At 68.4% G+C, this 24936-nt stretch carries 18 protein-coding genes; 14 read left to right on the top strand and 4 right to left on the bottom strand.

Annotated elements, in window-relative coordinates:
• The first annotated feature begins 23 nt into the window (after positions 1-23).
• Entirely contained in the window at positions 24-1217 is a 1194-nt protein-coding gene (locus tag E3U25_RS08240; protein WP_116220678.1) for an acyl-CoA dehydrogenase, read from the top strand.
• Positions 1217-2362 carry a CaiB/BaiF CoA transferase family protein gene (locus E3U25_RS08235; protein WP_116220679.1) on the top strand — a complete coding sequence of 382 codons (1146 nt, stop codon included), beginning with the start codon at positions 1217-1219 and terminating at the stop codon, positions 2360-2362. The genes E3U25_RS08240 and E3U25_RS08235 overlap by 1 nt, the downstream gene beginning before the upstream one ends.
• Positions 2363-2547: 185 nt before the next feature.
• Here E3U25_RS08235 and E3U25_RS08230 read toward each other — a convergent pair whose 3' ends face one another.
• A complete protein-coding gene (locus tag E3U25_RS08230; RefSeq protein ID WP_116220680.1) occupies positions 2548-3504 on the bottom strand; it encodes an AraC-like ligand-binding domain-containing protein in 957 nt (318 codons plus the stop codon).
• 306 nt (positions 3505-3810) lie between these two features.
• Here E3U25_RS08230 and capB point away from each other — a divergent pair, with 306 nt between their 5' ends.
• The 9 genes from capB (at position 3811) to E3U25_RS08185 (ending at position 16670) form a co-directional block, all read left to right on the top strand.
• Positions 3811-5559 carry a caprolactamase subunit beta gene (gene capB / locus E3U25_RS08225; protein ID WP_036753335.1) on the top strand — a complete coding sequence of 583 codons (1749 nt, stop codon included), beginning with the start codon at positions 3811-3813 and terminating at the stop codon, positions 5557-5559.
• A gap of 94 nt (positions 5560-5653) precedes the next feature.
• Positions 5654-7777: a caprolactamase subunit alpha gene (capA, locus tag E3U25_RS08220; RefSeq protein WP_072462225.1), complete on the top strand. Its 2124-nt coding sequence runs from the start codon at positions 5654-5656 to the stop codon at positions 7775-7777.
• 89 nt (positions 7778-7866) lie between these two features.
• Complete coding sequence (locus E3U25_RS08215) at positions 7867-9189, top strand: purine-cytosine permease family protein (RefSeq protein ID WP_116220681.1); 1323 nt, start codon at positions 7867-7869, stop codon at positions 9187-9189.
• Between the two features lie 118 nt (positions 9190-9307).
• On the top strand, positions 9308-11137 hold the full coding sequence (locus E3U25_RS08210; protein ID WP_244294869.1) for a sensor histidine kinase: 1830 nt from the start codon (positions 9308-9310) through the stop codon (positions 11135-11137).
• On the top strand, positions 11134-12480 hold the full coding sequence (locus tag E3U25_RS08205) for a sigma-54-dependent transcriptional regulator (RefSeq protein ID WP_036753328.1): 1347 nt from the start codon (positions 11134-11136) through the stop codon (positions 12478-12480). The genes E3U25_RS08210 and E3U25_RS08205 overlap by 4 nt, the downstream gene beginning before the upstream one ends.
• Positions 12481-12671: 191 nt before the next feature.
• Positions 12672-13646 (top strand): tripartite tricarboxylate transporter substrate-binding protein, encoded by a 975-nt coding sequence (locus E3U25_RS08200; RefSeq protein WP_036753325.1) that lies wholly within the window; start codon positions 12672-12674, stop codon positions 13644-13646.
• A gap of 56 nt (positions 13647-13702) precedes the next feature.
• Positions 13703-14167 carry a tripartite tricarboxylate transporter TctB family protein gene (locus E3U25_RS08195; protein ID WP_036753322.1) on the top strand — a complete coding sequence of 155 codons (465 nt, stop codon included), beginning with the start codon at positions 13703-13705 and terminating at the stop codon, positions 14165-14167.
• 7 nt (positions 14168-14174) lie between these two features.
• Positions 14175-15683, top strand: a complete 1509-nt coding sequence (locus E3U25_RS08190) for a tripartite tricarboxylate transporter permease (protein ID WP_036753319.1) — start codon at positions 14175-14177, stop codon at positions 15681-15683.
• Between the two features lie 21 nt (positions 15684-15704).
• Positions 15705-16670, top strand: a complete 966-nt coding sequence (locus tag E3U25_RS08185; RefSeq protein WP_116220683.1) for a Bug family tripartite tricarboxylate transporter substrate binding protein — start codon at positions 15705-15707, stop codon at positions 16668-16670.
• Positions 16671-16707: 37 nt separating this feature from the next.
• On the opposite strand, the gene E3U25_RS08180 is transcribed toward E3U25_RS08185, so the two are convergent.
• On the bottom strand, positions 16708-17520 hold the full coding sequence (locus E3U25_RS08180) for an FCD domain-containing protein (protein ID WP_036753313.1): 813 nt from the start codon (positions 17518-17520) through the stop codon (positions 16708-16710).
• 148 nt (positions 17521-17668) lie between these two features.
• On the opposite strand from E3U25_RS08180, the gene E3U25_RS08175 reads away from it, so the two are divergent.
• Genes E3U25_RS08175 through glcF form a run of 3 tightly spaced genes read left to right on the top strand, consistent with a single transcriptional unit; the run spans position 17669 to position 21550 of the window.
• Positions 17669-19123 carry an FAD-linked oxidase C-terminal domain-containing protein gene (locus tag E3U25_RS08175; protein ID WP_072462221.1) on the top strand — a complete coding sequence of 485 codons (1455 nt, stop codon included), beginning with the start codon at positions 17669-17671 and terminating at the stop codon, positions 19121-19123.
• The gene (locus E3U25_RS08170) at positions 19120-20253 is read left to right on the top strand and encodes an FAD-binding protein (protein ID WP_116220684.1); all 1134 of its coding nucleotides are present in this window, start codon (positions 19120-19122) and stop codon (positions 20251-20253) included. Before E3U25_RS08175 ends, E3U25_RS08170 begins: the two co-directional genes overlap by 4 nt.
• 1 nt (position 20254) lies before the next feature.
• Positions 20255-21550: a glycolate oxidase subunit GlcF gene (gene glcF / locus E3U25_RS08165; protein ID WP_116220685.1), complete on the top strand. Its 1296-nt coding sequence runs from the start codon at positions 20255-20257 to the stop codon at positions 21548-21550.
• A 92-nt stretch (positions 21551-21642) separates the two neighbouring features.
• Here the strand turns inward: glcF and cysN are convergent, their stop codons facing one another.
• Both cysN and cysD read right to left on the bottom strand, forming a co-directional pair.
• Positions 21643-23565 (bottom strand): sulfate adenylyltransferase subunit CysN, encoded by a 1923-nt coding sequence (gene cysN / locus E3U25_RS08160; RefSeq protein WP_036753300.1) that lies wholly within the window; start codon positions 23563-23565, stop codon positions 21643-21645.
• 1 nt (position 23566) lies between these two features.
• A complete protein-coding gene (gene cysD / locus E3U25_RS08155) occupies positions 23567-24502 on the bottom strand; it encodes a sulfate adenylyltransferase subunit CysD (RefSeq protein ID WP_036753297.1) in 936 nt (311 codons plus the stop codon).
• Positions 24503-24936 lie beyond the last annotated feature (434 nt).

The raw sequence follows: 24936 nt of genomic DNA, 5'->3' as shown, positions 1-24936 counted from the left end.
GCGCATGAGGCATCACCGTGACGATGAAATCGCACAAGGGCGGCCCTTTCTCGTGGTCCGACCCGTTCCTGTTCGACGACCAACTGACCGAGGAAGAGCGGATGATCCGCGACAGTGCCGCGGCCTTCGCCGCCGACCGGCTGGCACCGCGCGTCGAGGCCGCCTATCTGAACGAAGAGACCGATCCCGAGATATTCCGCGAAATGGGTGCCTCGGGCCTGCTGGGCGTCACCGTGGACGAAGCCTATGGCGGCGTCGGTGCCTCTTACGTCGCCTATGGGCTGGTCGCGCGCGAGATCGAGCGCATCGATTCGGGCTATCGCTCGATGGCTTCGGTGCAAAGCTCGCTGGTCATGTTCCCGATCGAGGCCTATGGCAGCGAAGAGCAGAAGCAGAAATACCTGCCGAAACTGGCCTCGGGCGAGTTCATCGGCTGCTTTGGCCTGACCGAGCCGGACGCGGGCTCGGACCCCGCCGGGATGCGCACGGTGGCCCGCAAGACCGGGGACGGCTATGTGCTGAACGGGTCCAAGATGTGGATATCGAACGCGCCCATCGCCGATGTCTTCGTGGTCTGGGCCAAGTCCGAGGCGCATGGCGGCAAGGTGCGCGGCTTCGTGCTGGACAAGGGCACGTCCGGCCTTTCGGCGCCCAAGATCGAGGGCAAGCTGAGCCTGCGCGCCTCGATCACCGGCGAGATCGTGATGGAGAATGTCGAGGTCGGCGAGGATGCGCTGCTTCCGAATATCGAGGGCATGGGCGGTCCCTTCGGCTGCCTGAACCGCGCGCGCTACGGCATCAGCTGGGGCGCCATGGGCGCGGCCGAGGATTGCTGGTTCCGCGCCCGGCAATACGGGCTGGATCGCCACCAGTTCAACCGCCCGCTGGCCGCGACGCAGCTTTACCAGAAGAAGCTCGCCGACATGCAGACCGAGATCGCCTTGGGCCTGCAAGCCAGCCTGCGGGTCGGGCGGCTTTTCGACGAGGGCAAGTTCGCGCCCGAGATGATTTCCATCGTCAAGCGCAACAATTGCGGCAAGGCGCTGGAGATCGCGCGGCAGGCCCGCGATATGCATGGCGGCAACGGCATCCAGATCGGCTATCACGTCATGCGCCACGCGCAGAACCTGGAAACGGTGAACACCTATGAGGGCACGCATGACGTTCATGCGCTGATCCTGGGCCGGGCGCAGACCGGCATCCAGGCGTTTGCGTGATGGATCAGCCGGCGCTGAAGGGGCTGCGCGTCGTCGAGCTGGCGCGCATCCTGGCCGGCCCGTGGATCGGCCAGACGCTGGCCGACCTGGGCGCCGAGGTGATCAAGGTCGAGGCGCCCGAGGGCGACGACACCCGCCGCTGGGGTCCACCCTTCATCGAGCGGCCGCGCGCGGACGGGATGACCGAACGGGTCGCGGCCTATTTCCACGCCGCCAATCGCGGCAAGCGCTCCGTCACCTGCGACTTCAACGACCCCGCCGATCTGGAGCGGCTGCGGGCGCTGATCGACCAGGCCGACGTGGTGATCGAGAATTTCAAGCTGGGGGGCCTGCGCAAGTTCGGGCTGGACTACGAGACGCTTTCGGCGCGCAATCCGCGGCTGGTCTATGCCTCGATCACCGGCTTCGGGCAGGACGGGCCGCGCGCGGCGCAGCCGGGCTATGATTTCCTGATCCAGGGCATGTCGGGCATCATGGACCTGACCGGCGATCCGGCGGGCGAGCCGCAGAAGGTCGGCGTGGCCTGGATCGACATCTTCACCGGGCTTTACGGGGTGATCGCCGTGCAGGCGGCGCTGGCCGAGCGGGCGCGCTCGGGCCTGGGCCAGCATCTGGACCTGTCGCTGCTGGATTGCGGCGTCGCCGTGCTGGCCAATCAGGCGACGAATTACCTGCTGGGCGGCACGGTGCCGCACCGGCTGGGCAATGCGCACCCGAATATCGTGCCCTATCAGCTGTTCCCGGCCTCGGACGGGCATCTGATCGTCGCCTGCGGGAATGACCGTCAGTTTGCAGCGCTGTGTCGAGTGCTGGAACTGCCCACACTGGCGGATGACCCGGACTTTGCCACCAACCCCGCGCGGGTGGCGAACCGCGCGCGGTTGGCGCCGCTCTTGGCCGATGCCACGCGCCGCTTCACCCGGAGCGCGCTGATCGCCGCGCTGGAGGGGGCGGGGGTGCCCGCCGGCCCGGTCAACGACGTGGCCGAGGCCCTGGCCGAACCGCAGGTGCAGGCCCGCGACCTGCGCATCGCCCCCGAGGGCATTGCCGGCCTGCGCAGCCCGCTGCGCTTTTCGCGCAGCCCGCTGGTGACGGAACGCGCCGCCCCGGCGCTTGGCGATGGCGAATGGTGCTTCCAAGGGTGAGCCCTGGGTGTTTGTTCCGATGATTTGATGGGGCGATTCCCGCCAATGAATGGAGCGGTTCGTCGCAGCCTGCAGCCTTGCCCGCAGGGGCAAGACGCTGAACGGCCTCATGCCATGGGAATGCTTCGGCAAGGACCACACCGATTCATCGGTGATCCGATCCGCCAGATGCAGAAACCGAACGGCTAGCCCTGCCGCCCGGCGCGGCAGGCGGCGCGATAGCTGCTGGGGGTCTGGCCGAACATGGCCCGGAACAGCCGCGAGAACTGCGCCTGATCGCTGAAGCCGAAGCGATAGGCGATGGCGGCCAGCGACAGGTCGCCCGGCATCTGCAACATGTCCCGCGCCGCCTTCAGCCGCGCCTCGCGGATGAATTGCGCGACCGTCGTCTCGGTATCGCCGAACAGGTCGTGCAGATAGCGTTTCGAGATGCCGCAGGCCGCCGCCACCGTCTGGGGCGACAGGGCCGGATCGGTCAGGTTGCGCAGGATCGTGTCCTGCGCGCGCTTCAGATGCGCGGCGCGGATCACCGTGGCGGCGCCGGCATCGGTCTCCGCCTGCCGGTCCAGCGCCAGCGCCAGCAACTCGACCAGCTGCCGGCCCAGCACCTCCGAGGCGGCGGGGTCCGCCGGCATGGCATGGGCGCGGCGCACCGTCTCGGCGAACAGCCCGCCCAGCCCCTCGCGCCCGTCGAAGACCGTGGCGCACAGCCGGTCGGGCTGGCGCAGCCTTTCGGCCAGCGCGCCGCGGGCGATCTTCATCACCAACAGGTCGTTGCGCGCCTGATAGGCGAAGCGATAGGGCTCGTCGCCGCGCTCGACGATGAAGCCGCCGGGGGCGCAGGTGATGTCGCGGCCCAGCTGGCGAAACAGCACCGGGGCAAGGCTGGGGATGGTGACCAGGTATTCCTCGGCCTCGCCCTGCCGGATCAGGCCGGGCACCCGTTCATAGCGCGCCGGCTCGGTGCGCAGCCGCGACAGCGACACCCGCCCCATGCCGCGCCGCTCCAGCCGGCCCTGGAAGGTGGCGGGGTCGCGATAGCTCAGGTGCAGCGGGAAATAGGTATCCGCGATGATCGCCGACCAATGCGCCGCGCGCTCGGGCGGGGCGATGGCGGCCGTGCCGTAGCTTTCCAGGGTCATGATGCGCCTCCCCGCATCGCTTGGGCGATTCGTAGCGCGCCGCGAGCAATCGGGCAAAAGAAAACTGGCGCGGCGGGCAGGAGGCTGCGCCGCGGCGGCCGATCCTGCCGCTTGGATCGGCAGGACTGCACCCGGCGACAAGTTTATCCGCACCCAGCGCCAAGACCGGCCGCCGCCCAGGCCGCACCATGGTCCGACCGAAAAGATGCCGCGCCAGGCGGCACGCCGCAGGGAGAAGACCGTGACCAGCCGATTCCCGGCTGCCCTGCCCGTGTGCGCCCATGCGGCCCCAGACAGGGAAAAGCCATGACCAGACCCAAACCCGACCCCATCACGCTTTCGGTGGTGCGCGGCGTGCTGGAGACCACGCAGCGCGAGATGACGCTGACTCTGGAACAGACCGCCCGCAGCTCGGTCTTCAACCTCGCGCATGACTATTCGACCGCGCTCTTCAACCACACGCCCGAGATGATCCTGCAAGGCCAGGACATCCCCATCCACTTGGGCAGCCTGATCCCGGCGATGAAATCGGTGGCGCAGTTCTTCCAGGGCGACATCCACGAGGGCGACCTGATCCTGCACAACGACCCGGCCCATGGCGGCAGCCATATCATCGACACCTGCATGTATTACCCGGTCTTCTACCAGGGCGAGCTGGTGTTCTGGACCGTCTGCAAGGGCCACCTGACCGATATCGGCGGCCCGGTGCCCGCCGGCTACAACCCCAACGCGACCGAGATCTATGCCGAGGGGCTGCGCATCCCGCCGGTCAAGCTCTGGGACCGCGGCAGGCCGCGCCATGACGTGATGAACCTGATCCTGACCAACATGCGCGCCCGCCGCGACCAGGAGGGCGACTTCAACGCCCTGATCGGCGCCTGCCAGGTCGGCGCCCGCAACCTGGTCCGGCTGATGGACAAATACGGCAAGCAGGTGGTGCAGGACTGCATCGCCGAGCTTCTGGACATGGCCGAGGCGCATATGAGAAAGCTCATCGCCCAGGTGCCCGACGGCACCTATACCGGCACGGCGGTGCTCGAGGATGCGGGCCACGGCTTCGGCGACATGGACATCACCGCAACGGTGACGATCCAGGGCGACGGCTGCCACATCGCCATCAGCTCGCCGCCGCAGGTGCCCTATTTCATCAACAGCTACGAAGGCAACAGCCATTCCGGCGTCTACCTGGGGCTGATGATGTTCGCGCAGCTGCCGCCGCCCTATAACGAGGGGCTCTATCGCTGCGTGACCACCGACATGGGGCCCAGGGGCACGCTCTGCAACGCGAAATCCCCGGCGCCGCACATGAACTGCACCACGACGCCGATGGAGACGCTGACCGATGCGGTGCGGCTGGCCTTCGAACAGGCCGCACCCGCCAAGGTATCGGCCAGCTGGGGCCATGCCAACGGCTGCAACATCGCCGGCTGGGACAAGCGCCATGACGAGGAATACGTGACCATGGTGCTGGCCTCGATCATCTCGGGGGCGGGGGCCACGGCCAGCCAGGACGGCTGGCACGCCTGCGGGCCGGAATGCTGCTTCGGCGCGCTGACCTCGGGCGACATCGAGATGCTGGAGCACAGCTATCCGATCATCATCCACCGCTATTCCCTGATGCAGGATTCGGGCGGCGCCGGCCAGTTCCGCGGCGGCTCGGGCACCTGCTGGGAGGTCGAGCCGCTGGACAGCCCGATGACGCTCGTCACCTTCGGCGAGGGCCGCCGCATCCCGGCCATGGGCGCGGCCGGGGCGAAATCGACGCTGATCCCGCCCAAGGTCGGCCGGCTGGAAGTGACCCGCAATGGCCAGACGCAGGTCATCACCGAAAACGTCATCGAGACCATCCAGCCGGGCGAACGCGCCGCGAACCGCAACCCCGGCGGCGGCGGCTACGGCAACCCCTACCAGCGCCCGGTCGAGAAGGTGGTCGAGGATGTCAGGAACGGCCTCGTCAGCCTGGAGGGGGCGCGGCTCGACTACGGCGTCGTCATCGCCGATGCCGCGACCCTTGCCGTCGATCACGCCGCCACCGCGCGCCTGCGCGCCGCGTAAGGCTTTCTCCGTTTTCCAAATACCCCGCGGGGGTCCGGGGGCGCGAAGCCCCCGGCGCCGGACCCGCGGACCGCAGCCACAGATGGAACCCGCCATGAAACACCAATATCGCCTCGGCATCGACGCCGGCGGCACCTTCACCGATTTCATCCTCGCCGACCGCAAGGGAGAGCTGCGCATCTTCAAGGCGCTCTCCACCCCGCAAGACCCGACGCAAGCCATCCGCAACGGCCTCGCCGTGATCGAGGAAGAGACGGGGATCGCCCCGCGCGAACTGGTCTCGAACGCCGATCTCTGCATCAACGGCACCACGGTCGGGCTCAATGCGCTCATCACCCATACCGGCGCCAAGACCGGCCTGATCGCCACCAAAGGCCACGAGGACAGCATCGAGATCCGCCTCGGCCACAAGGAGGACGGCTATCGCTACGACCCGGACTATCCGCCCGCGACCATGCTGGTGCCGCGCTACCTACGGCGCGGGATCAGCGAGCGGGTGATCTCGACCGGCGCCGTCCACACCCCGCTGGACGAAGACGAGCTGCGCGAGGCCTGCCGGCATTTCCTGCGCGAAGGCGTGCAGTCGGTCGCGATCAGCTTCGTCTGGTCCGTGCTGCATCCCGATCACGAATTGCGCGCCGCCCAGATCGTGCGCGAGATGATGCCGGGCGTGCCGCTGACCGTCGGCAGCCAGCTCTATCCGCAGCTGCGCGAATACACCCGGACCTCGACCGCGGTGGTGAACGCCTATCTGGCGCCGATCCTGTCGTGCTACGTGCAGGCGGTGGACGGCTATTTCCAAAGCCTCGGCGCGCGCCAGCCGGTGCGCTACTTCCAGTCGAACGGCGGGCTGGCGCTGGGCTCGGTGGTCTCGGACCGTTCGGTCTATGCGATCAACTCGGGCCCGGCCTCGGCGCCGCGGGCGGCGCTTTACCTGGGCGAGCCCTATGGCCTGAAGGACATCATCACCGTCGACATGGGCGGCACCAGCTTCGACATCACCCTGACCCGCGACGGCCAGGCCAATGTCTCGAAGAACATCGACTTCCTGCGCTATCGCATCGGCATCCCGATGATCCAGGTCGAGACCCTGGGCGCGGGCGGCGGCTCGATCGGCTGGATCGACTCGATGGGGCTGATGCAGATGGGGCCGCAATCTGCGGGGTCCGAGCCCGGCCCGGCCTGCTACGGCAAGGGCGGCGAGATGCCGACCACGACCGACGCCAACCTGGTGCTGGGCTACCTGAACCCGCAGGGGCTGGTCGGCGGCCGCCTGCCGCTCGGTGTCGAAAAGGCGCGCGAGGCGATCCGCAAGCACCTGGCCGAGCCCCTGGGCATCAGCGTCGAGACGGCCGCCTACGGCATGTTCACCATCGTCAACAACAACATGGTGAACGCGATCCGCCGCGTCTCGGTCGAGCGTGGCTACGATCCGCGCGACTTCGTGCTGAATTGCGCGGGCGGCGCGACCGGCGCGCATATCACCGCGCTCGCCCGCGAGATGGGGATCGGCAAGGTGCTGGTCTCCAAGCTCGCCTCGGGGCTTTGCGCCTTCGGCCAGATCATCTCGGACGTGAAATACAACTACATGGCCCCCATCGCCGCGCGGCTGGAAGGGGCCGAGGCGGCCAAGCGCCTGGACCAGACCTTCGCCCGGCTGGAAGACAGGGGCCGGGCCGAGCTGATGGCCGACGATTTCGCCCCCGAGCGGATCGGCATCCGCCGCAGCCTCGACATGCGCTATGTCGGGCAGGTGCATGAATGCACGGTCAGCGTCGATCCCTTCCCGATCGACGAGGCGGCGCTGGACCGGCTCAAGGCCGCCTTCCACGCCCGCCACGAGGAGCTTTACACCTATGCCGAGCCGCACAGCCCGGTCGAGGTGGTGAACGTGGAAAGCGCTGTCTCGGGCGCGGTCGAGCGTCCGGCGCGGATGCGCATCGCGCAGGGCGCAGGCGCCCATGCGGCGCTGTCGGGCACGCGCGAGATGATCTTCGACGCCTCGGGCCGCAAGCACGAAACCCCGGTCTATGACGGCGCCAAGCTGGGCGCGGGCGATGTCGTCACCGGCCCGGCGGTCATCCAGGAGGTGACGACCACCATCGTCATCGAGCCGGGCTGGGTCGCCGAACTGGACGGCAACGGCGTCTATGTCGTGACCGCGACCAGCGGCGCGGCGCCGGCGCACAAGCAGGCCAGGGCGCTGGCCGAGGCCTGACCCCAAGGCCGGGCCCAAGGCCGGGCGGGGCCGCGCAAGGCCCCGCCCATCCCCATCCAATCACAAAAATCATGCAGGGAGCTTCAGCCATGGCTGGATCTTTGGACAATTCGGAAGAACTGGAATTTTCGGACCGGCCGGTGCCGCGCGACCAGCGCATGGGCCGGCTGCCCCTGACCATGGCCTGGTGGTCGGTCTGCTCGGCCATGTTCTATCTCGTCATCGCCGCCTCGCTGGCGCTGGCCTATGGGGCGCGCAACGCCATCATCGGGCTGGTGCTGTCGGTCATCGCCTATGCGGCGGTGAACGCGGTGCTGGTGCGGCACGCGATCCGCACCGGGCTCAGCGTATCGCTGTTCTCGCGCATCCTGCTGGGCCGCAGCGGGGCGGCGGTGGCGACGCTGATCTTCTTTGCCACCGCGATCTATTACGCGGTGTTCGAGGGCTCGGTGATCGCCGTCGCCCTGCGCGAATATGCCGGCATCTCCTATCCGCTGGCGGCGCTGGTGGTGGCGGTCTATTCGGTGGCGCTGATCTTCGGCTCGATCCAGAACTGGCTGGACAAGTTCAACGGCGTGCTTCTGCCCTTCTACCTGCTGGGGCTGGTCGCGGCGGTGGCGCTGGCGGTGGCGGAATACGGCTATTCGGACGCCTGGCTGAACCTTGGGCCACAGGGCGGCGCGCCCGCCGGCGGCTGGTGGGATTGCTTCGTCGCCTATATGGGCGTCTGGATCCTGATGATGTTCACCTATGACTATGCCCGCTTCGGCCGGCCCGAGGACGCGCGTTTCCACGCCACCATCAACTTCGGCGCGCCCTTCTATGCCGTGGCCTTCCTGCTCAACGGGCTGGTCGGCATCTTCCTGGCCGCCAGCCTGCCGACCGAGGGCGGGGTTTCCGAGGTCTCGGTCGTCTTCGCGCTGGTGCAGCTGATGGGCGTGGGGGGCCTCGCCTTCGTCTGGATCTCGCAGACCCGGATCAATACCGCGAACTATTACCTCGCCGCGGTGAACATGGAGAGCTTTGCCCAGACCGTCTTTCGCCTGCACCTGCCGAAATGGGTCTGGGCCTGCGTGGTCGGCGCCGTCACCTATGCGCTGATGCTGGCCGATGTCTTTGCCTATATCCTGCAGGCGCTGGCCTATCAGGGCATCTTCGTCGTGGCCTGGGTCGGCATCGCGCTGGTCCATATCGCGACGGATCGCGGCGCCGGCGACGCCGATCTGGCGCAGGCGCGCGCGGTCAACCCGGCGGGGCTGGGGGCCTGGCTTCTGGCCTCGGGCGCGGGGCTGGCGCTGCATTTCGTCGGCGGCACGGCGGCTTCGCTTTCGGCGCCGTCGACCTTCCTGGTCGCGGCGGCGGGCGATGCGACGCTGGCGGGCCGGGCGGCGGCGCGCCGGGCGCTGTCCTGACCCCTGGCACAAGGCCGGTTGCGCGCAGCCGGCCTTGCTGTCAGATTCCGCCGCGGAGGAAGGAAGGGGGCGGAGCCATGCCTTGGATGCACGGGCCCAGATGCGGATAGGGCCGGCCTTGCGCAAGCCGGTTGCGGGCTGCTGGCCGCTGGCGCTGTGCCTGGCCTGCGTGGCGGCCGTCCTGTGGCTGGGGGCGCAGCTGGCGCATCAGCATTACTTCCACGAAGGCCACGCCCGCGCCACCACCGCGCTGCGGCTGACGGTGAACGCGCTCAACGCCGACCTGGCCCGCTACGAGGTGGTGCCGCAGCTGGTCGCCGACCTGGACCTGATCCGCCAGCTTGCCGCCGATCCCGGCAATGCCGCGCTGCGCCGGCAGACGAACCGCTGGCTGGCCGAGCAGAACGAGGCCGTGCAGGCCTCGGACATCTACCTGATCCTGCCCGATGGCGAGACCATCGCCCATTCCGGCTACCTGGGCCCGGCCAGCTTCGTCGGGCAGAACTTCAGCTACCGGCCCTATGTCATCGACGCCATGGCGGGCGGGCAGGGGCGGTTCTACGGCATCGGCACCACCTCGGGGGTGCGGGGCTATTTCTTCTCGGCCCCGGTCGAGGACGATGCCGGCCGGATCAGCGCCGTCGTCGCGGTCAAGATCGGCGTCGACCGGATCGAGGCCTCCTGGCGCGGCAACCAGTATCGCGTGCTGGTGACCGACCCCGAGGGCACGGCCTTCCTGTCCTCGGAGCCGAGCTGGCTTTACCACAGCATCCGGCCGCTGACGCCCGAGCGGCTGGCGCGCACCGAATCCTCGCGCCGCTATGCCGGCACGCCGCTGGCCGAATTGCCGATGCAGCGGCTGGCGCTGCATGGCGCGCCGGTGTTCCGCCTGCCGCCCGCGCTTGGGGGCGAGGAGGCGCGCAGCCACGACTATATCGCCGCCTCCGAGGACATGCCGGGGGCGGGCTGGACCGTGCATGTGCTGCTGGACAGCGCCGACTTGCGGGCCGAGGCGCGGCTGGCGGTGCTGAGCCTGGCGCTGCTGATCGCCGTCGCCGGCATCGGGCTGATGATGTGGCGCCAGCGCCGGGCGCGGATCGCCGACCGCCTGGCCGCCACCGCCGAGCTGGAGCGCCGCGTGGTCGAGCGCACCGCCGACCTGGCGCGGGTCAACAGCCAGCTGGAGCAGGAGATCGCCGAGCGCCGCGCCACCGAGGCCGAGCTGCGCGCCGCCCAGGCCAGCCTGGTGCAGGTCGGCAAGCTGGCGGCGCTGGGGCAGATGTCAGCCTCGCTCTCGCACGAGATCAACCAGCCGCTGGCGGCGGCGCGCAACTATGCCGACAGCGCCGCCATCCTGATCGAGCGCGGCGACCTGGCCCGCGCGCGCGAAAACATCGCCCAGATCCTGGCGCTGGTGGACCGCATGGCCGCCATCGGCAAGCACCTGCGCCATGCCGCGCGAAAGCCCGACGACCGGCTGGGCGCGGTGGCGCTGGCCGGGCTGCTGGACGAGACCCGCACCATCGTCGCCGCCCGGCTGGCCAGCAGCGGCGCGGTGCTGGAGCTGGACGTGCCGCCCGACCTGCCGCCGCTGCGGGCGGGGCCGACGCGCCTGCAGCAGGTGCTGGTGAACCTGATCACCAATGCCGCCGATGCGGTCGAGGGCGGGGCGGACCGCCGCATCACGCTGTCGGCGCGGGCCGAGGCGGGCCGCATCGCCATCCGGGTGCGCGACCGCGGCCCCGGCGTGCCCGCGGCCATCGCCGCGCGCATCTTCGACCCGTTCTTCACCACCAAGGGCATGGGGGCGGGGCTGGGCCTGGGCCTGTCGATCACCGCCAATATCGCGCGCGATTTCGGCGGCGAGATCGCCTGCCGCAACATGGACCCCGGCGCCGAGTTCTGCGTGACCCTGCCCGCTGCCGCGGCTGCCGAGGCCGCCGCATGACCCGGCGCGTGCTTCTGGTCGAGGATGACGAGCAGATGCGCAGCTCGACCGCGCAGGCGCTGGAGCTGGCGGGTTTCGCCGTCGAGCCGCTGGCCTCGGGCGAGGAGGCGCTGGCGCTGGCCGGGCCGGGCTTTGCCGGCGCGGTGGTCAGCGACATCCGCATGCCGGGCATGGACGGCATGACCCTGCTGGGCCGGCTGCACGAGGTCGATCCCGAGATCCCGGTGATCCTGGTCACCGGCCATGCCGAGGTGCCGCTGGCGGTCGAGGCGATCCGCGGCGGCGCCTATGATTTCATCGAAAAGCCCTTCGTGGTGCAGGAGCTGGCCACGGTGATCCGCCGCGCCATCGACCATCGCGGGCTGGTGCTGGAAAACCGCCGCCTGCGCGCCGTCGCAGGCAAGCGCGACGATGTCGAGGCGAGGCTGCCCGGCCGCACCCAGGTCATGGTCGACCTGCGCTATCGGCTGCGCGCCATCGGCGCCTCGGACGCCGATGCTCTGGTGATCGGCCCGACCGGCGCCGGCAAGGAGGTGGTGGCGCGCACGCTGCACGACATCTCGGCCCGCGCCGGGCGGCCCTTCATCGCCATCAACTGCGCCGCCCTGCCCGAGGCGCTGATCGAATCCGAGCTGTTCGGCCACGAGGCCGGCGCCTTTCCCGGCGCGCTGCGCCCGCGATACGGCAAGTTCGAACATGCGCGCGGCGGCACGGTGCTGCTGGACGAGATCGGCTCGATGCCTTTGGAGTTGCAGGCCAAGCTGCTGCGGGTGCTGCAGGAACGCACGATCACCCGGCTCGGCTCGAACGACCCGGTGGCGCTGGACGTGCGCTTCATCGCCGTCAGCAAGGCCGATCTGGAGGGGCTGGTCGCGCAGGGCCGCTTTCGCGAGGATCTGTTCTGGCGGCTGAATGTCGCCGTGCTGCACGTCCCGCCGCTTTCCGCCCGGCGCGAGGACATTCCGCTGCTGTTCCTGCAGCTCTTGCGCGAGGCCGCCGCCCGCCACAACCTGCCCGAGCGCCAGGCCCCCGCCGCCTTCCTGTCCGGCCTGGCAGCGCGGGAATGGCCGGGCAACGTGCGCGAATTGCGCAACCTGGCCGAGCGTTTCGTGCTGGGGCTGGAAGGGGTCGAGCTTGGCCCGGTGCAGGGCGCGCGCCTGGCCGACCGCGTGGCCGCCTTCGAGCGCAGCCTGATCGCCGGCGCCATCGCCGCCCATGACGGCAAGCTGCGCCCGGTCTACGAGACGCTGGGGATCTCGCGCAAGACGCTTTACGAGAAGATGCAGAAATACGGGCTAGACCGCCGGCTGATCCTGGATGCGCCCGAGGACGAGACGGGCTGAGCGAAAAATGGGTGGAAATCCACCCATTCCTGCAGGGCGATGTTCCCCTTTCCACCCATTTCCGGCGCATTGCGGCAATATGCGCCGCATGGTCTGCGTTTTTGATTTGTGCCGCGGTCCGGCCCGCCGCAGGCTTCACCCGGTAGCCGCGCCGGGCAAGGCGCCGGCCGGCATATCCTTGGGGAGGGAACATGGCTTATCCGAAGCTTCTGGGCGCGCTTTGCGCCGCGACATTGCTGGCCGCGCCGGCCTTTGCGCAGGACTGGCCGCAGCGCCAGATCACCATGGTCGTGCCGTTCTCGGCCGGCGGTCCGACCGATACGGTCGCGCGCATGGTGGCCGAGCGCATGTCGGCCGACCTGGGCCAGCAGATCATCGTCGAGAATATCGGCGGCGCCGGCGGCACCCTGGGCGCGGCCAATGTCGCCAAGGCCGATCCGGACGGCTATACGGTGCTTTTGCACCATATCGGCATGGCGACCTCGGCCACGCTTTACCGCAACCTGGCCTATGACACGCTGAACGCCTTCGAATATGTCGGGCTGGTGACCGAGGTGCCGATGGTGGTGACGGCGCGCAAGGATTTCGAGCCGGCCGATTTCACCGCCTTCAAGGACTACGTCAAGGCCAATGCCGACCAGCTGACGCTGGCCAATGCCGGCATCGGCGCGGCCAGCCACCTGTGCGGCATGCTGCTGATGCAGGCGCTGGAGGCGCCCTTGGTGACGGTGCCCTACAAGGGCACCGGCCCGGCGATGACCGACCTGCTGGGCGGGCAGACCGACATCATGTGCGACCAGACCACCAACACCACCCAGCAGATCAAGGGCGGCACGATCAAGGCCTATGCCGTGACCTCGCCCGAGCGGCTGGAGCTGTTCCCCGACCTGCCCACCGCCAAGGAAGGCGGGGTCGAGACGATGGAATTCGGCATCTGGCACGGCATCTATGCCCCCAAGGGCACGCCGGCCGAAGTGACCGAGCGGCTGTCGCAGGCCCTGCAGGTCGCGCTGGCCGACGAGGGCGTCGCCAAGGCGATGGCCGACCTGGGCACCGCGCCCGAGCCGGCGGAAAACGCCACGCCGGCCGCGCTCAAGGCCAAGCTGGAATCCGAGATCGCCCGCTGGAAGCCGGTGATCGAGGCCGCCGGCGTCTATGCCGACTGAAACGGAAAGCGGCCCCGCCCCTTGCGGCGGGGCCCGTCACTCGGGGGGAGGAACGCATGTCCGCAAAACCCAAGGATACCACCGACATCGTCGCCGGGCTTTCGATGATGGCGGCGGCGGCATTCTTCGGCTGGCACACGGCCGGGCTGGAAATCGGCACTTCGCTGCGGATGGGGCCGGGATATTTCCCGATGGTCCTGTCCGGCCTTCTGTTCGTTCTGGGGCTGATCATCCTGCTGAGATCCTTCGGGCGCGAGGATGACGAGCCCTTCGGCAAGGTCGCCTGGCGCGGGCTGCTGTTCATCCTGCCGGCGCCGATCTTCTTTGGCCTGACGGTGCGCGGCCTCGGCTTCGTGCCGGCGCTGTTCTTCACCACGCTGATCGCCTCGCAGGCCTCGATGCGCATGCGGCCGCTGGCGGCGCTGATCCTGGCGGTGGCGGTGACGATCCTGTCCACGCTGATCTTCAGCTACGGCCTTGGCCTGCCCTTCCGGCGCTTCGGTCCCTGGCTGGGCATGTGAGGGCGCGATGGAACTTTTCAGCAATCTCGCCCTTGGCTTTTCGGTCGCCTCCTCGCTGGAGAACCTGGCCTTCTGCCTGATCGGGGTGCTGCTCGGCACGCTGATCGGCGTGCTGCCCGGCATCGGTGCCACGGCGACCATCGCCATGCTCTTGCCGATCACCTTCCAGCTGGAGCCCGTCAGCTCGCTCATCATGCTGGCCGGCATCTATTACGGCGCGCAATACGGCGGCTCGACCACGGCGATCCTGATCAACATGCCGGGCGAAAGCTCGTCGGCCGTCACCGCCATCGACGGCTACCAGATGGCCCGCAAGGGCAAGGCCGGCACCGCGCTGGCGCTGGCGGCGCTGGGGTCGTTCTTCGCCGGCTCGGTCTCGACCTTCCTGGTGGCGCTGTTCGCCCCGCCGCTGACCGCGGTGGCGCTGAAATTCGGCGCGGCCGAGTATTTCAGCCTGATGGTGCTGGGCCTGGTGATGTCGGTGGCGCTGGCGCATGGCTCGGTTCTCAAGGCGCTGGCCATGGTGGTGCTGGGCCTGCTTCTGGGCATGGTCGGCACCGACATCTATACCGGCGCGCCGCGCTTCACCCTGGGGATCACGCAATTCGCCGACGGGCTGAACTTCGTCGCCGTCGCCGTGGGGGTCTTCGGCATCGCCGAGATCCTGCGCAATCTCGAGGACGAGCATGACCGCCAGGTCATGACCAAGAACATCAACCGGCTGTTCCCGACGCGCGAGGAGTTGCGCCAGATGATCGGTCCCGTCCTGCGCGGCACCGGCATCGGCTCGATCCTGGGCATCCTGCCGGGGGGCGGGGCGATTCTGGCCAGTTTCGCCAGCTACACGATCGAGAAGAAGGTCTCCCGCCACCCCGAGGAGTTCGGCAAGGGTGCGCTGGCCGGCGTCGCCGGGCCGGAGAGCGCCAATAACGCCGGGGCGCAGACCAGCTTCATCCCGCTCTTGACGCTGGGGATTCCGGCGAACCCGGTGATGGCGCTGATGATCGGCGCCATGATCATCCAGGGCATCGTGCCGGGGCCGAACGTGGTCAGCGAACAGCCCGCGCTGTTCTGGGGCATCGTGGCCAGCATGTGGATCGGCAACCTGATGCTGGTGGTGCTGAACCTGCCGCTGATCGGGCTGTGGGTCAAGCTGCTGAGCGTGCCCTATTACGTGCTGTTCCCGATCATCATGGCCATGTGCTCGATCGGGGTCTATTCGGTGAACTCGAACAGCTACGACCTGTTCGCCGTCGCCTTCTTCGGTCTGCTTGGCTATGTCATGTCCAAGCTGCGCTGCGAGCCGGCGCCGCTGCTGCTGGGCTTTGTCCTGGGCCCGCTGCTGGAGGAAAACCTGCGCCGGGCGATGATCCTGTCGCGCGGCGATCCCACGACCTTCCTGACCCGTCCGATCAGCGCCACCCTGCTGGTGATGTCGCTGATCGTGCTGGTGCTGGTCTTCATGCCGCAGATCCGCAAGCGCCGGGACGAGGTCTTTACCGAAAGCGACGCCTGAACATTCAACTGGGAGGAAACCATGACCGCATCCATCACCCGCCGCCTGCTGCTGGGCGCCACCATGGCGCTTGGCCTGGCCGGCGCCGCCGCCGCCGAATACCCGGATCGCCCGATCACCCTGGTCATCCCCTTTGCCGCCGGTGGCTCGACCGACGTGGTCGGGCGCATCGTCGCCGAACGGATGAGCCAAGAGCTGGGCCAGCAGGTCATCGTGCAGAACGTCGGCGGCGCCGGCGGCAGCCTGGGCGCGGCCCAGGTCGCCAAGGCCGATCCCGACGGCTATACGATCCTGATGGCCACCGTCGCCACCCATGCGCTGAACCCGCTGATCCTGAAGCAGAAACCCTACGATCCGGTCGCGGATTTCGCGCCTGTGTCGCTGTTGGTGCTGGTGCCGAACGTGCTGGCGGTGAACCCGGAGCTGCCGGTGAACACGGTGCAGGAACTGATCGACCTCGCCAAGGCCGAGCCGCTGGCCTATGCCTCGTCAGGCAACGGCACGCCGCTGCACCTGTCGGGCGAGCTGTTCAAGGCCATGGCCGGGGTGGACATCACCCATATCCCCTACAAGGGCTCGGGCCCGGCGCTGACCGACGTTCTGGGCAACCAAGTGCCGATCATCTTCGACAACCTGCCCTCGGCCTCGGGGCATATCGCCTCGGGCAAGCTGCGGGCGCTTGGCGTGACCACCGCCGAACGCGCGCCCAGCTTCCCCGACATCCCGGCCATCGCCGAGACCCTGCCGGGATACGAAACCTATACCTGGAACGCGCTTTTCGCCCCCGCCGGCACGCCGCCCGAGGCGGTCGAGGCGCTGAACAAGGCCGCGCTGGCCGCCATGGCCGACCCGGCGGTGGCCGAGCGGATGAAGGAGTTCTCGGCCACCATCGTCGCCTCGTCCCCCGAGGAACTGGCCGAGCATGTCAAGGCCGAGATGGCGAAATGGGAGCCGGTGGTCCGCGACGCCAATGTCAGCCTGGACTGAGCGGGGATAAAAGGGCCGGAAACCGGCCCTTTCGCCCCTAGCCCCCTGCGGCGGGGGCGGATGATCTGGCGCCGGCCGCGCGCGTGCCGGCGCCGCCGCCGTTCAGCCGGCGCAGCGACAGGTCCAGCCGCGCCTCGGCCTCGCGGATCTCGCGGCTGGCCTGGCGCAGATAGCCGATATGCTCGCCCGCTGCCTGCCGGGCGGCCTCGGCATCGCGGGCAAGGATCGCCTCGGCGATGGCGCGGTGCTGCTGGCGCAGCAACTCGCGGATGGCCGGCACCGCGAACAGCCGGCTGCGGTTCTGGATCACGTCTGAGCGCAGCACCCCCGCCAGCGCCTGCATGATCTGCAAGAGCGTCAGGTTATGGCTCGCCTCATAGATCAGCAGGTGCAACTCGGCATCCGCCTCGGCCTCCTCGCCGGTATCGGCGCGGGCATGGGCGCGGTCGATGCGGCCAAGGCAGTCGCGGATGCGCGCCAGCTCGATCTCGGTGGCGCGCTGCGCGGCCAGCCCGGCTGCCGCGCTTTCGACGATGCCGCGGAACTCCAGGTAATCGTCCGCCGCCTCGGCATGGCGGGCCAGCATGGCGATCAGCGGATCGGTGATCGCCGCGCTGCCCAGGGCTGCCACCCGGCTGCCGCGCCCGCCGGCGCTGGTCAGTAGCCCGCGCTCCTCAAGGATCTTCAGCCCGTCGCGCAGGGTCGAGCGCGAGACGTTCAGCCGCTCGGCCAGCTCGCGCTCGGGCAAGAGCCGCTCGTCGGGGCGCAGCGAGCCCTCAAGGATCAGCGATTCGAGATGCTGGGCCACGGCCTCGGCGGCGCGTTCGGATTTTACGGAAGCGTTGGTCATGGGCGCTCGTGCGATTTTGTCGGATCGCTGCCATGTAAGCACAAATCCGGCGCGTTGGTCCAGAAAAATACCGATTGACTAATGTGGTCTGAAAATTATACCAAGAATGCAGGGGCAGAGGACGGCCCCGCCACCAAGGGAGGAGAGCTTGTCCGGTATCGCCATGCCCAGCCCCGATGCGGCCATTCTTGCGCGCGCGCCGCAGATCGTCGCCGCCCTGCGCGACGTCCTGCCCGCGGATGCCGTGATCTCGGACCCCGAGGAGACGCGGGCCTATGAATGCGACGCGCTGACCGCCTATCGCTGCCCGCCGCTGGCCGTGGTGCTGCCGCGCACGACCGAGGAAGTCGCGGCCGCCATGCGCATCTGCCACGAGATGCGGGTGCCGGTGGTGCCGCGCGGTGCGGGAACCTCGCTGGCCGGGGGCGCGCTGCCCACGGCCGATTCGGTCATCATCGCCACCCTGCGCCTGCGCGAGGTGCTGGAGATCGACACCGCGAACCGCATCATTCGCGTGCAGACCGGCGTGACCAACCTGTCGGTCAGCGCCGAGCTGGAGCCGCATGGCTTCTTCTATGCGCCCGACCCGTCCTCGCAGCTGGCCTGCACCATCGCCGGCAATATCGCGATGAACTCGGGCGGGGCGCATTGCCTGAAATACGGCGTCACCACCAACAACCTGATGGGCGCCACCGTGGTGCTGACCACCGGCGAGGTGGTCGAGCTGGGCGGGCCCGAGATGGGGCCGATGGGCCTGGACCTGATGGGGCTGATCTGCGGCTCGGAAGGGCAGCTGGGCATCGTGACCGAGGCCACCTTGCGCATCCTGCCGCGCCCCGAGGGTGCGCGCCCGGTGCTGATCGGATTCGACGGCGCCGAGGTGGCCGGCGAATGCGTGGCGCGGATCATCCGCTCGGGCGTGCTGCCGGTCGCCATCGAATACATGGACGACGTCTGCCTGCGCGCGGTCGAGGCCTTTGCCCATGCCGGCTATCCCGATTGCGCCGCGGTGCTGATCGTCGAGGTCGAGGGCTCGCCGGCCGAGATCGACCACCAGATCGCCCGCATCCGCGAGATCGCGGGTGCCCTGAACCCGGTCGAGTTCCGCGAAAGCCGCAATGCCGACGAAGCCATGGCGATCTGGAAGGGCCGCAAGTCGGCCTTTGGCGCCATGGGCCGGCTGGGCGACTATATCTGCCTGGACGGCACCGTGCCGGTGGGCCAGCTGCCCTATACGCTGAAGATGATCGGCGAGCTTTCGCGCCAGCACGGGCTGGAGGTCGCGAATGTCTTTCATGCCGGCGACGGCAACATGCACCCGCTGATCCTGTTCAACGCCAACAAGCCCGGCGACCTGGAGCGGGCCGAGGCTTTCGGCAACGACATCCTGCGGCTTTGCGTCGATGTCGGCGGCTGCCTGACCGGCGAGCATGGCGTGGGCATCGAAAAGCGCGACCTGATGGGCAAGCAATATGACGGCCCCGACCTGGAGATCCAGATGGCGGTCAAGGACGCTTTCGACCCGCGCTGGCTGCTCAACCCGGCCAAGGTCTTTCCGCTGGACGCAAGCCAGCCCTGGCGCGAGGAGGCAGCCGCCCGATGACCCCCGACAACCCCAGCGGCGCGGGGCTGAGCCCCGCCAGCGAGGCCGAGCTTGCCGCCCTGATCGCTGAGCGTTTCGCCGCCCGTCTGCCCCTGCGCATCGCCGGCGGCGGCACGCGGGTCGAGACCGGCGCCGTGCCGGGCGAGCTGATGTCCACTGCCGCGATCAGCGGCGTCGTGACCTATGAGCCGGGCGAGATGACGCTGATCGCCCGCGTCGGCACGCCCCTGGACCAGATCCGGGCCATGCTGGCCGCCGAGGGCCAGGCGCTGGCCTTCGAGCCCGCCGACATGCGCGGCGTGCTGGGTCGTAACGGCACGCCGACCATCGGCGGCGTGGTCGCGGCCAATGCCAGCGGCCCGCGCCGGTTGCTGGCCGGGGCCTGCCGCGACCATCTGCTGGGGGTGCGCTTCGTCGACGGCCAGGGCCGGGTGCTGAAGAACGGCGGCCGGGTGATGAAGAACGTCACCGGCCTCGACCTGGGCAAGCTCTTTTGCGGCGCGCATGGCACGCTGGGCGTGCTGACCGAGGTGGCGCTGAAGACCCTGCCGCACCTGCCCGACCGCTGCACGCTGGGCTTTCACGGCGTCACGATCGAAGAGGCGGTGGCGATCTTCTCGGCCGCGCTGGCGACGCCTTTCGAGGTCTCGGGCGCCGCCTTCCGCGACGGCTCGGCCTGGCTGCGGGTCGAGGGGCTGGGGCCGCAGATGACCTATCGCCGCGACCGGCTGCTGGCGCTGCTGGCACCGCGCGAGGCCGAGGTGCTGGACGATGCCGCCACCCTGGCCCTGTGGTGCGAGCTGCGCGACCTGGCGCATTTCGCTGGCGCGGACGCGCCGCTCTGGCGGGTGCTGGTCAAGCCCAGCGACGCCCCGGCCGCGGCGCGGGCCTTGCAGGCGCTGGGGGGCGAGGCGTCGCTCGACTGGGGCGGCGGGCTCGTCTGGTATTGCGGGCCGGGGACGGTCCAGGCGGTGCGGCAGGTCGCGCCCCATGCCACGCTGGTCCGGCGCGGAGGGCTGGACGGCCCGGCCTTTCCGCCCGAAGCCCCGGCCGTCGCCCGGCTCTCGGCCGGGTTGCGCCACAGGTTCGACCCCGCCGGCATCCTCAATCCCGGCCTGATGGACAGCTGACATGCAGACCAATTTCACCGCCGAGCAACTGGCCGACCCCGGCACGGCCCGCGCCAACGAGATCCTGCGCAGCTGCGTCCATTGCGGCTTCTGCACCGCGACCTGCCCGACCTACAAGGTGCTGGGCGACGAGCTGGACAGCCCGCGCGGCCGCATCTACCTGATCAAGGACATGCTGGAGAACGGCAAGATCCCCGATGCCAAGACCGTCGGCCACATCGACCGCTGCCTCAGCTGCCTTTCCTGCATGACCACCTGCCCCTCGGGCGTGCATTACATGCACCTGGTCGATCACGCCCGCGAATATATCGAAAAGACCTATCGCCGCCCCCTGGGCGAGCGGGCGCTGCGCTGGCTCTTGGCGCGCATCCTGCCCTATCCGGGGCGCTTCCGACTGGCGCTGATGGGCGCGAAGATCGCGCGGCCCTTTCGCCGGCTGCTGCCGGATGCGCGGCTGCGGGCGATGCTGGACATGGCGCCGCGCGACATCCCGCCGCCCAGCCTGAACGACCGCCCGCAGGTCTTTGCCGCCGAGGTGCCGCGCCGCAAGCGGGTGGCGCTGCTGGTCGGCTGCGCGCAAAGGGCGCTGAACACCGACATCAACGACGCGACCATCCGCCTTCTGCGCCGGCATGGCTGCGAGGTGGTGATCCCGCGCGGCCTGGGCTGCTGCGGCGCGCTGACCCATCACATGGGCAAGACCGACGAAAGCCACGCCATGGCCGCCGCCAATATCCGTGCGCTGATGGCCGAGATCGCGGGCGAGGGGCTGGACGCGGTGGTCATCAACACCTCGGGCTGCGGCACCACGGTCAAGGACTACGGGCACATGTTCGCGCATGATCCGCTGGCCGCGGATGCCGCGCGGGTGGCCGGCTTGGCCAAGGACATCACCGAGGTCATGGCCGAGCTGGGCTTGCGCGAGCCCGGCCATGCCGAGCCGCTGCGCGTCGGCTATCACGCCGCCTGTTCGTTGCAGCACGGCCAGCAGATCCGCAGCGCGCCCAAGGAATTGCTGGCCGCTGCCGGCTTTACCGTGCTGGAGCCCAGGGACGCGCATATCTGCTGCGGCTCGGCCGGCACCTACAACCTGATGCAGCCGGTGATCTCGGCCGAGCTGAAGCGCCGCAAGGTCGAGACGCTGGAGGCGCTGACCCCGCAGGTGATCAGCGCCGGCAATATCGGCTGCATGATGCAGATCGGCTCGGGCACCGGGGTGCCGGTCGTCCATACGGCCGAACTGCTCGACTGGGCCACCGGCGGGCCAAGGCCGCGGGCGCTGGCGGACAGGGCCTAGCGCCGCCGCTAGGAAAAGCCCGACCCCGACATGCGAACGGCGGCCGCAACCCGGCCGCCGTTCTTTTGTCTCATCCGCGAAGGGGCGGGGCGTCAGCTCATCTCGCGCAGCACGTATTGCACGATGCGCTCGGCCGCGTCCTCGGGCGTCAGCTCGACCGTGTTCACAGTCAGCTCGGCATTCTGCGGCTGCTCATAGGGGCTGTCGATGCCGGTGAAGTTCTTCAGCTGGCCCGACCGCGCCTTTTTGTACAGGCCCTTGACGTCGCGCGCCTCGGCCACCTCCAGCGGCGTGTCGACGAAGACCTCGACGAACTCGCCCGGCGCCATCAGGTCGCGCACCATCTGCCGTTCCGAACGGAAGGGCGAGATGAAGGCGGTCAGCACGATCAGCCCGGCATCGGTCATCAGCCGCGCCACCTCGCCCACGCGGCGGATGTTTTCCACCCGGTCGGCATCGGTAAAGCCCAGGTCGCGGTTCAGCCCGTGGCGGATGTTGTCGCCGTCCAGCAGGAAGGTGTGCTTGCCCAGGGCATGCAGCTTCTTCTCGACGATATTGGCGATGGTCGATTTGCCCGAGCCCGACAGGCCGGTGAACCAGACCACGGCGGGCTTCTGGTTCTTCAGCGCCGCATGGGCATCGCGGTTCACGTCCAGCGCCTGCCAGTGGATGTTCTGCGACCGGCGCAGCGCGAAATGGATCATGCCCGCCGCCACCGTGGCATTGGTCATGCGGTCGATCAGGATGAAGCCGCCCAGGTCGGGGTTCTGGGCATAGGCCTCGAACGGGATCGGCCGGTCGGTCGAGATATTGACCACCCCGATGGCGTTCAGCCCCAGCGTCTTGCTGGCCAGATGCTCCAGCGTGTTGACGTTGACCTCATACTTGGGCTCGGTCACGGTCGCGGTGACGGTCTGGGTGCCGATCTTCAGCAGGTAGGGGCGGCCCGGCAGCATCTCCTGCTCGGCCATCCAGACCACCGTCGCCTCGAACTGGTCGGCGACCTCGCAGGGCTGGTCGGATTGCACGATCATATCGCCGCGCGAGCAGTCGATCTCGTCGGCGAAGGTCAGCGTCACCGACTGGCCGGCGACGGCCAGGTCCAGGTCGCCGTCATAGGTGACGATCGACTTGACCGTGGTGGTCTTGCCCGAGGGCAGCACCCGGATGGCGTCGCCCGGCCGCACCATGCCCGCGCCGATCTGGCCGGCAAAGCCGCGGAAGTCCAGGTTCGGCCGGTTCACCCATTGCACCGCCATGCGGAAGGGCTGGTCCAGCATGCGGGTGTCGCTGACCGGCGCCTCTTCCAGGTGGCCCAGCAGCGTCGGGCCCTGGTACCAATGCATGTTCGGGCTTTTCTCGACGATATTGTCGCCCTTGAGCCCCGAGATCGGGATCGGCAGGAAGCTGTCCATGCCGATCTGCTTGGCGAAATGCGAATAATCCGCGACGATGTCGTAGAACCGCTCGGCCGAGTAATCGACCAGGTCCATCTTGTTCACCGCCAGCACCACGTTCTGGATGCCCAGCAGGTTCACCAGGTAGCTGTGCCGCCGGGTCTGGGTCAGCACGCCCTGGCGCGCGTCGATCAGGATCACGGCAAGGTCGGCGGTCGAGGCGCCGGTGACCATGTTGCGGGTATATTGCTCGTGGCCGGGCGTGTCGGCGACGATGAACTTGCGCTTGTCGGTGGCAAAGAAGCGATAGGCCACGTCGATGGTGATGCCTTGTTCGCGTTCCGCCGCCAGGCCGTCGACCAGCAGGGCGAAGTCGATCTCGCCGCCCTGGGTGCCCACGACCTTGGAATCGCTTTCCAGGCTCGCCAGCTGGTCCTCGAAGATCATCTTGCTGTCATAGAGCAGCCGGCCGATCAGCGTGGACTTGCCGTCGTCGACCGAGCCGCAGGTGATGAAGCGCAGCATGGTCTTGTGCTGGTGCTTCAGCAGATAGGCGTCGATATCCTGGGAGATCAGCGTGTCCGTGACATAGACGGGGCTTTTCATCTCGTGGTTCATCTCAGAAATACCCCTCTTGCTTCTTCTTCTCCATCGAGGCCGACTGGTCGTGGTCGATGGCGCGGCCCTGCCGCTCGGACGTGGTGGTCAGCAGCATTTCCTGGATGACCTCGGGCAGGGTCTTGGCGTTCGATTCCACCGCGCCGGTCAGCGGATAGCAGCCCAGCGTGCGGAAGCGCACGGATTTCATCATCGGTTGCTCGCCCTCGCGCAGGCGGAAGCGGTCGTCGTCGACCATGATGAGCAGGCCGTCGCGTTCCACCACCGGCCGCAGGTCCGAGAAATACAGCGGCACGATGTCGATGTTTTCCAGGTGGATATACTGCCAGATGTCCAGTTCGGTCCAGTTCGACAGCGGGAAGACCCGGATCGATTCCCCCTTGCCCTTGCGGGTGTTGTAGAGCTTCCACAGCTCGGGGCGCTGGTTCTTGGGATCCCAGCGGTGGTTGGCCGAGCGGAACGAGAACACCCGTTCCTTGGCGCGCGACTTTTCCTCGTCGCGGCGCGCGCCGCCGAAGGCCACGTCGAAATTGAACTTGGTCAGCGCCTGCTTCAGCCCGTCCGTCTTCCACATGTCCGTATGCAGGCTGCCGTGGTCGAAGGGGTTGATGCCCTTTTCCATCGCCTCGGGGTTGTGGTGGACGATCAGCTCCATGCCCGCCTGCGCCGCGGCGCGGTCGCGCAGATCGTACATGGCGCGGAATTTCCAGGTGGTGTCGACATGCAGCAGCGGGAAGGGCGGCGGGGCCGGGTAGAACGCCTTCTTCGCCAGATGCAGCATGCAGGCCGAATCCTTGCCGACCGAATAGAGCATCACCGGGTTGTCGGCCGCCGCCACGACCTCGCGCATGATCTGGATGCTTTCGGCTTCAAGCCTTTGAAGATGGGTCAGCGTGGCCACCTGACCCCCGGTATGTATGACGGATTGGCTGTTCATCTGGATGGCCCTTGTTCTTAGGATGCGCCGTCCTTGCCAGATTTTCCCGCCGAGACCAAGCCCGGCGCGGCGGAAACGGCGTCCCTTTGCCGCATGGACGGCGAAATTGCTGCATTGCGGCAACGGCGGGCAGTCGCGGATGGCTGCGCGGCGGCGTGGAAATGCCTTTCTACCTGCGGTTGCCGCGCCCTCGGCGCTTCCGAATGTTCGTTTCAGTTCGATTTTACCCTTGACGGCGGCTCGCCGTTCTTGCGGCGCAAGAAAAACCGCGCGTCGCGGCTCGCGATCATTGCTGCATCTGCACTGTTTTCCCGCGAATCATGCTGCAATGCCGCGCATGTTCATTCGTTTTTTCCAAAAGCGATCATAAACGAAAATTTTCGCTTGACCGGGGTCACGAAGCCGTTACACCTTTCGGCTATCGACGGACGCGC

This window comes from Paracoccus versutus, from assembly GCF_029909795.1.
Lineage (GTDB): Bacteria > Pseudomonadota > Alphaproteobacteria > Rhodobacterales > Rhodobacteraceae > Paracoccus > Paracoccus versutus.
The sequence above is the reverse complement of the archived record's forward strand: the minus strand, read 5'-3'. Positions and strand labels throughout refer to the sequence as shown.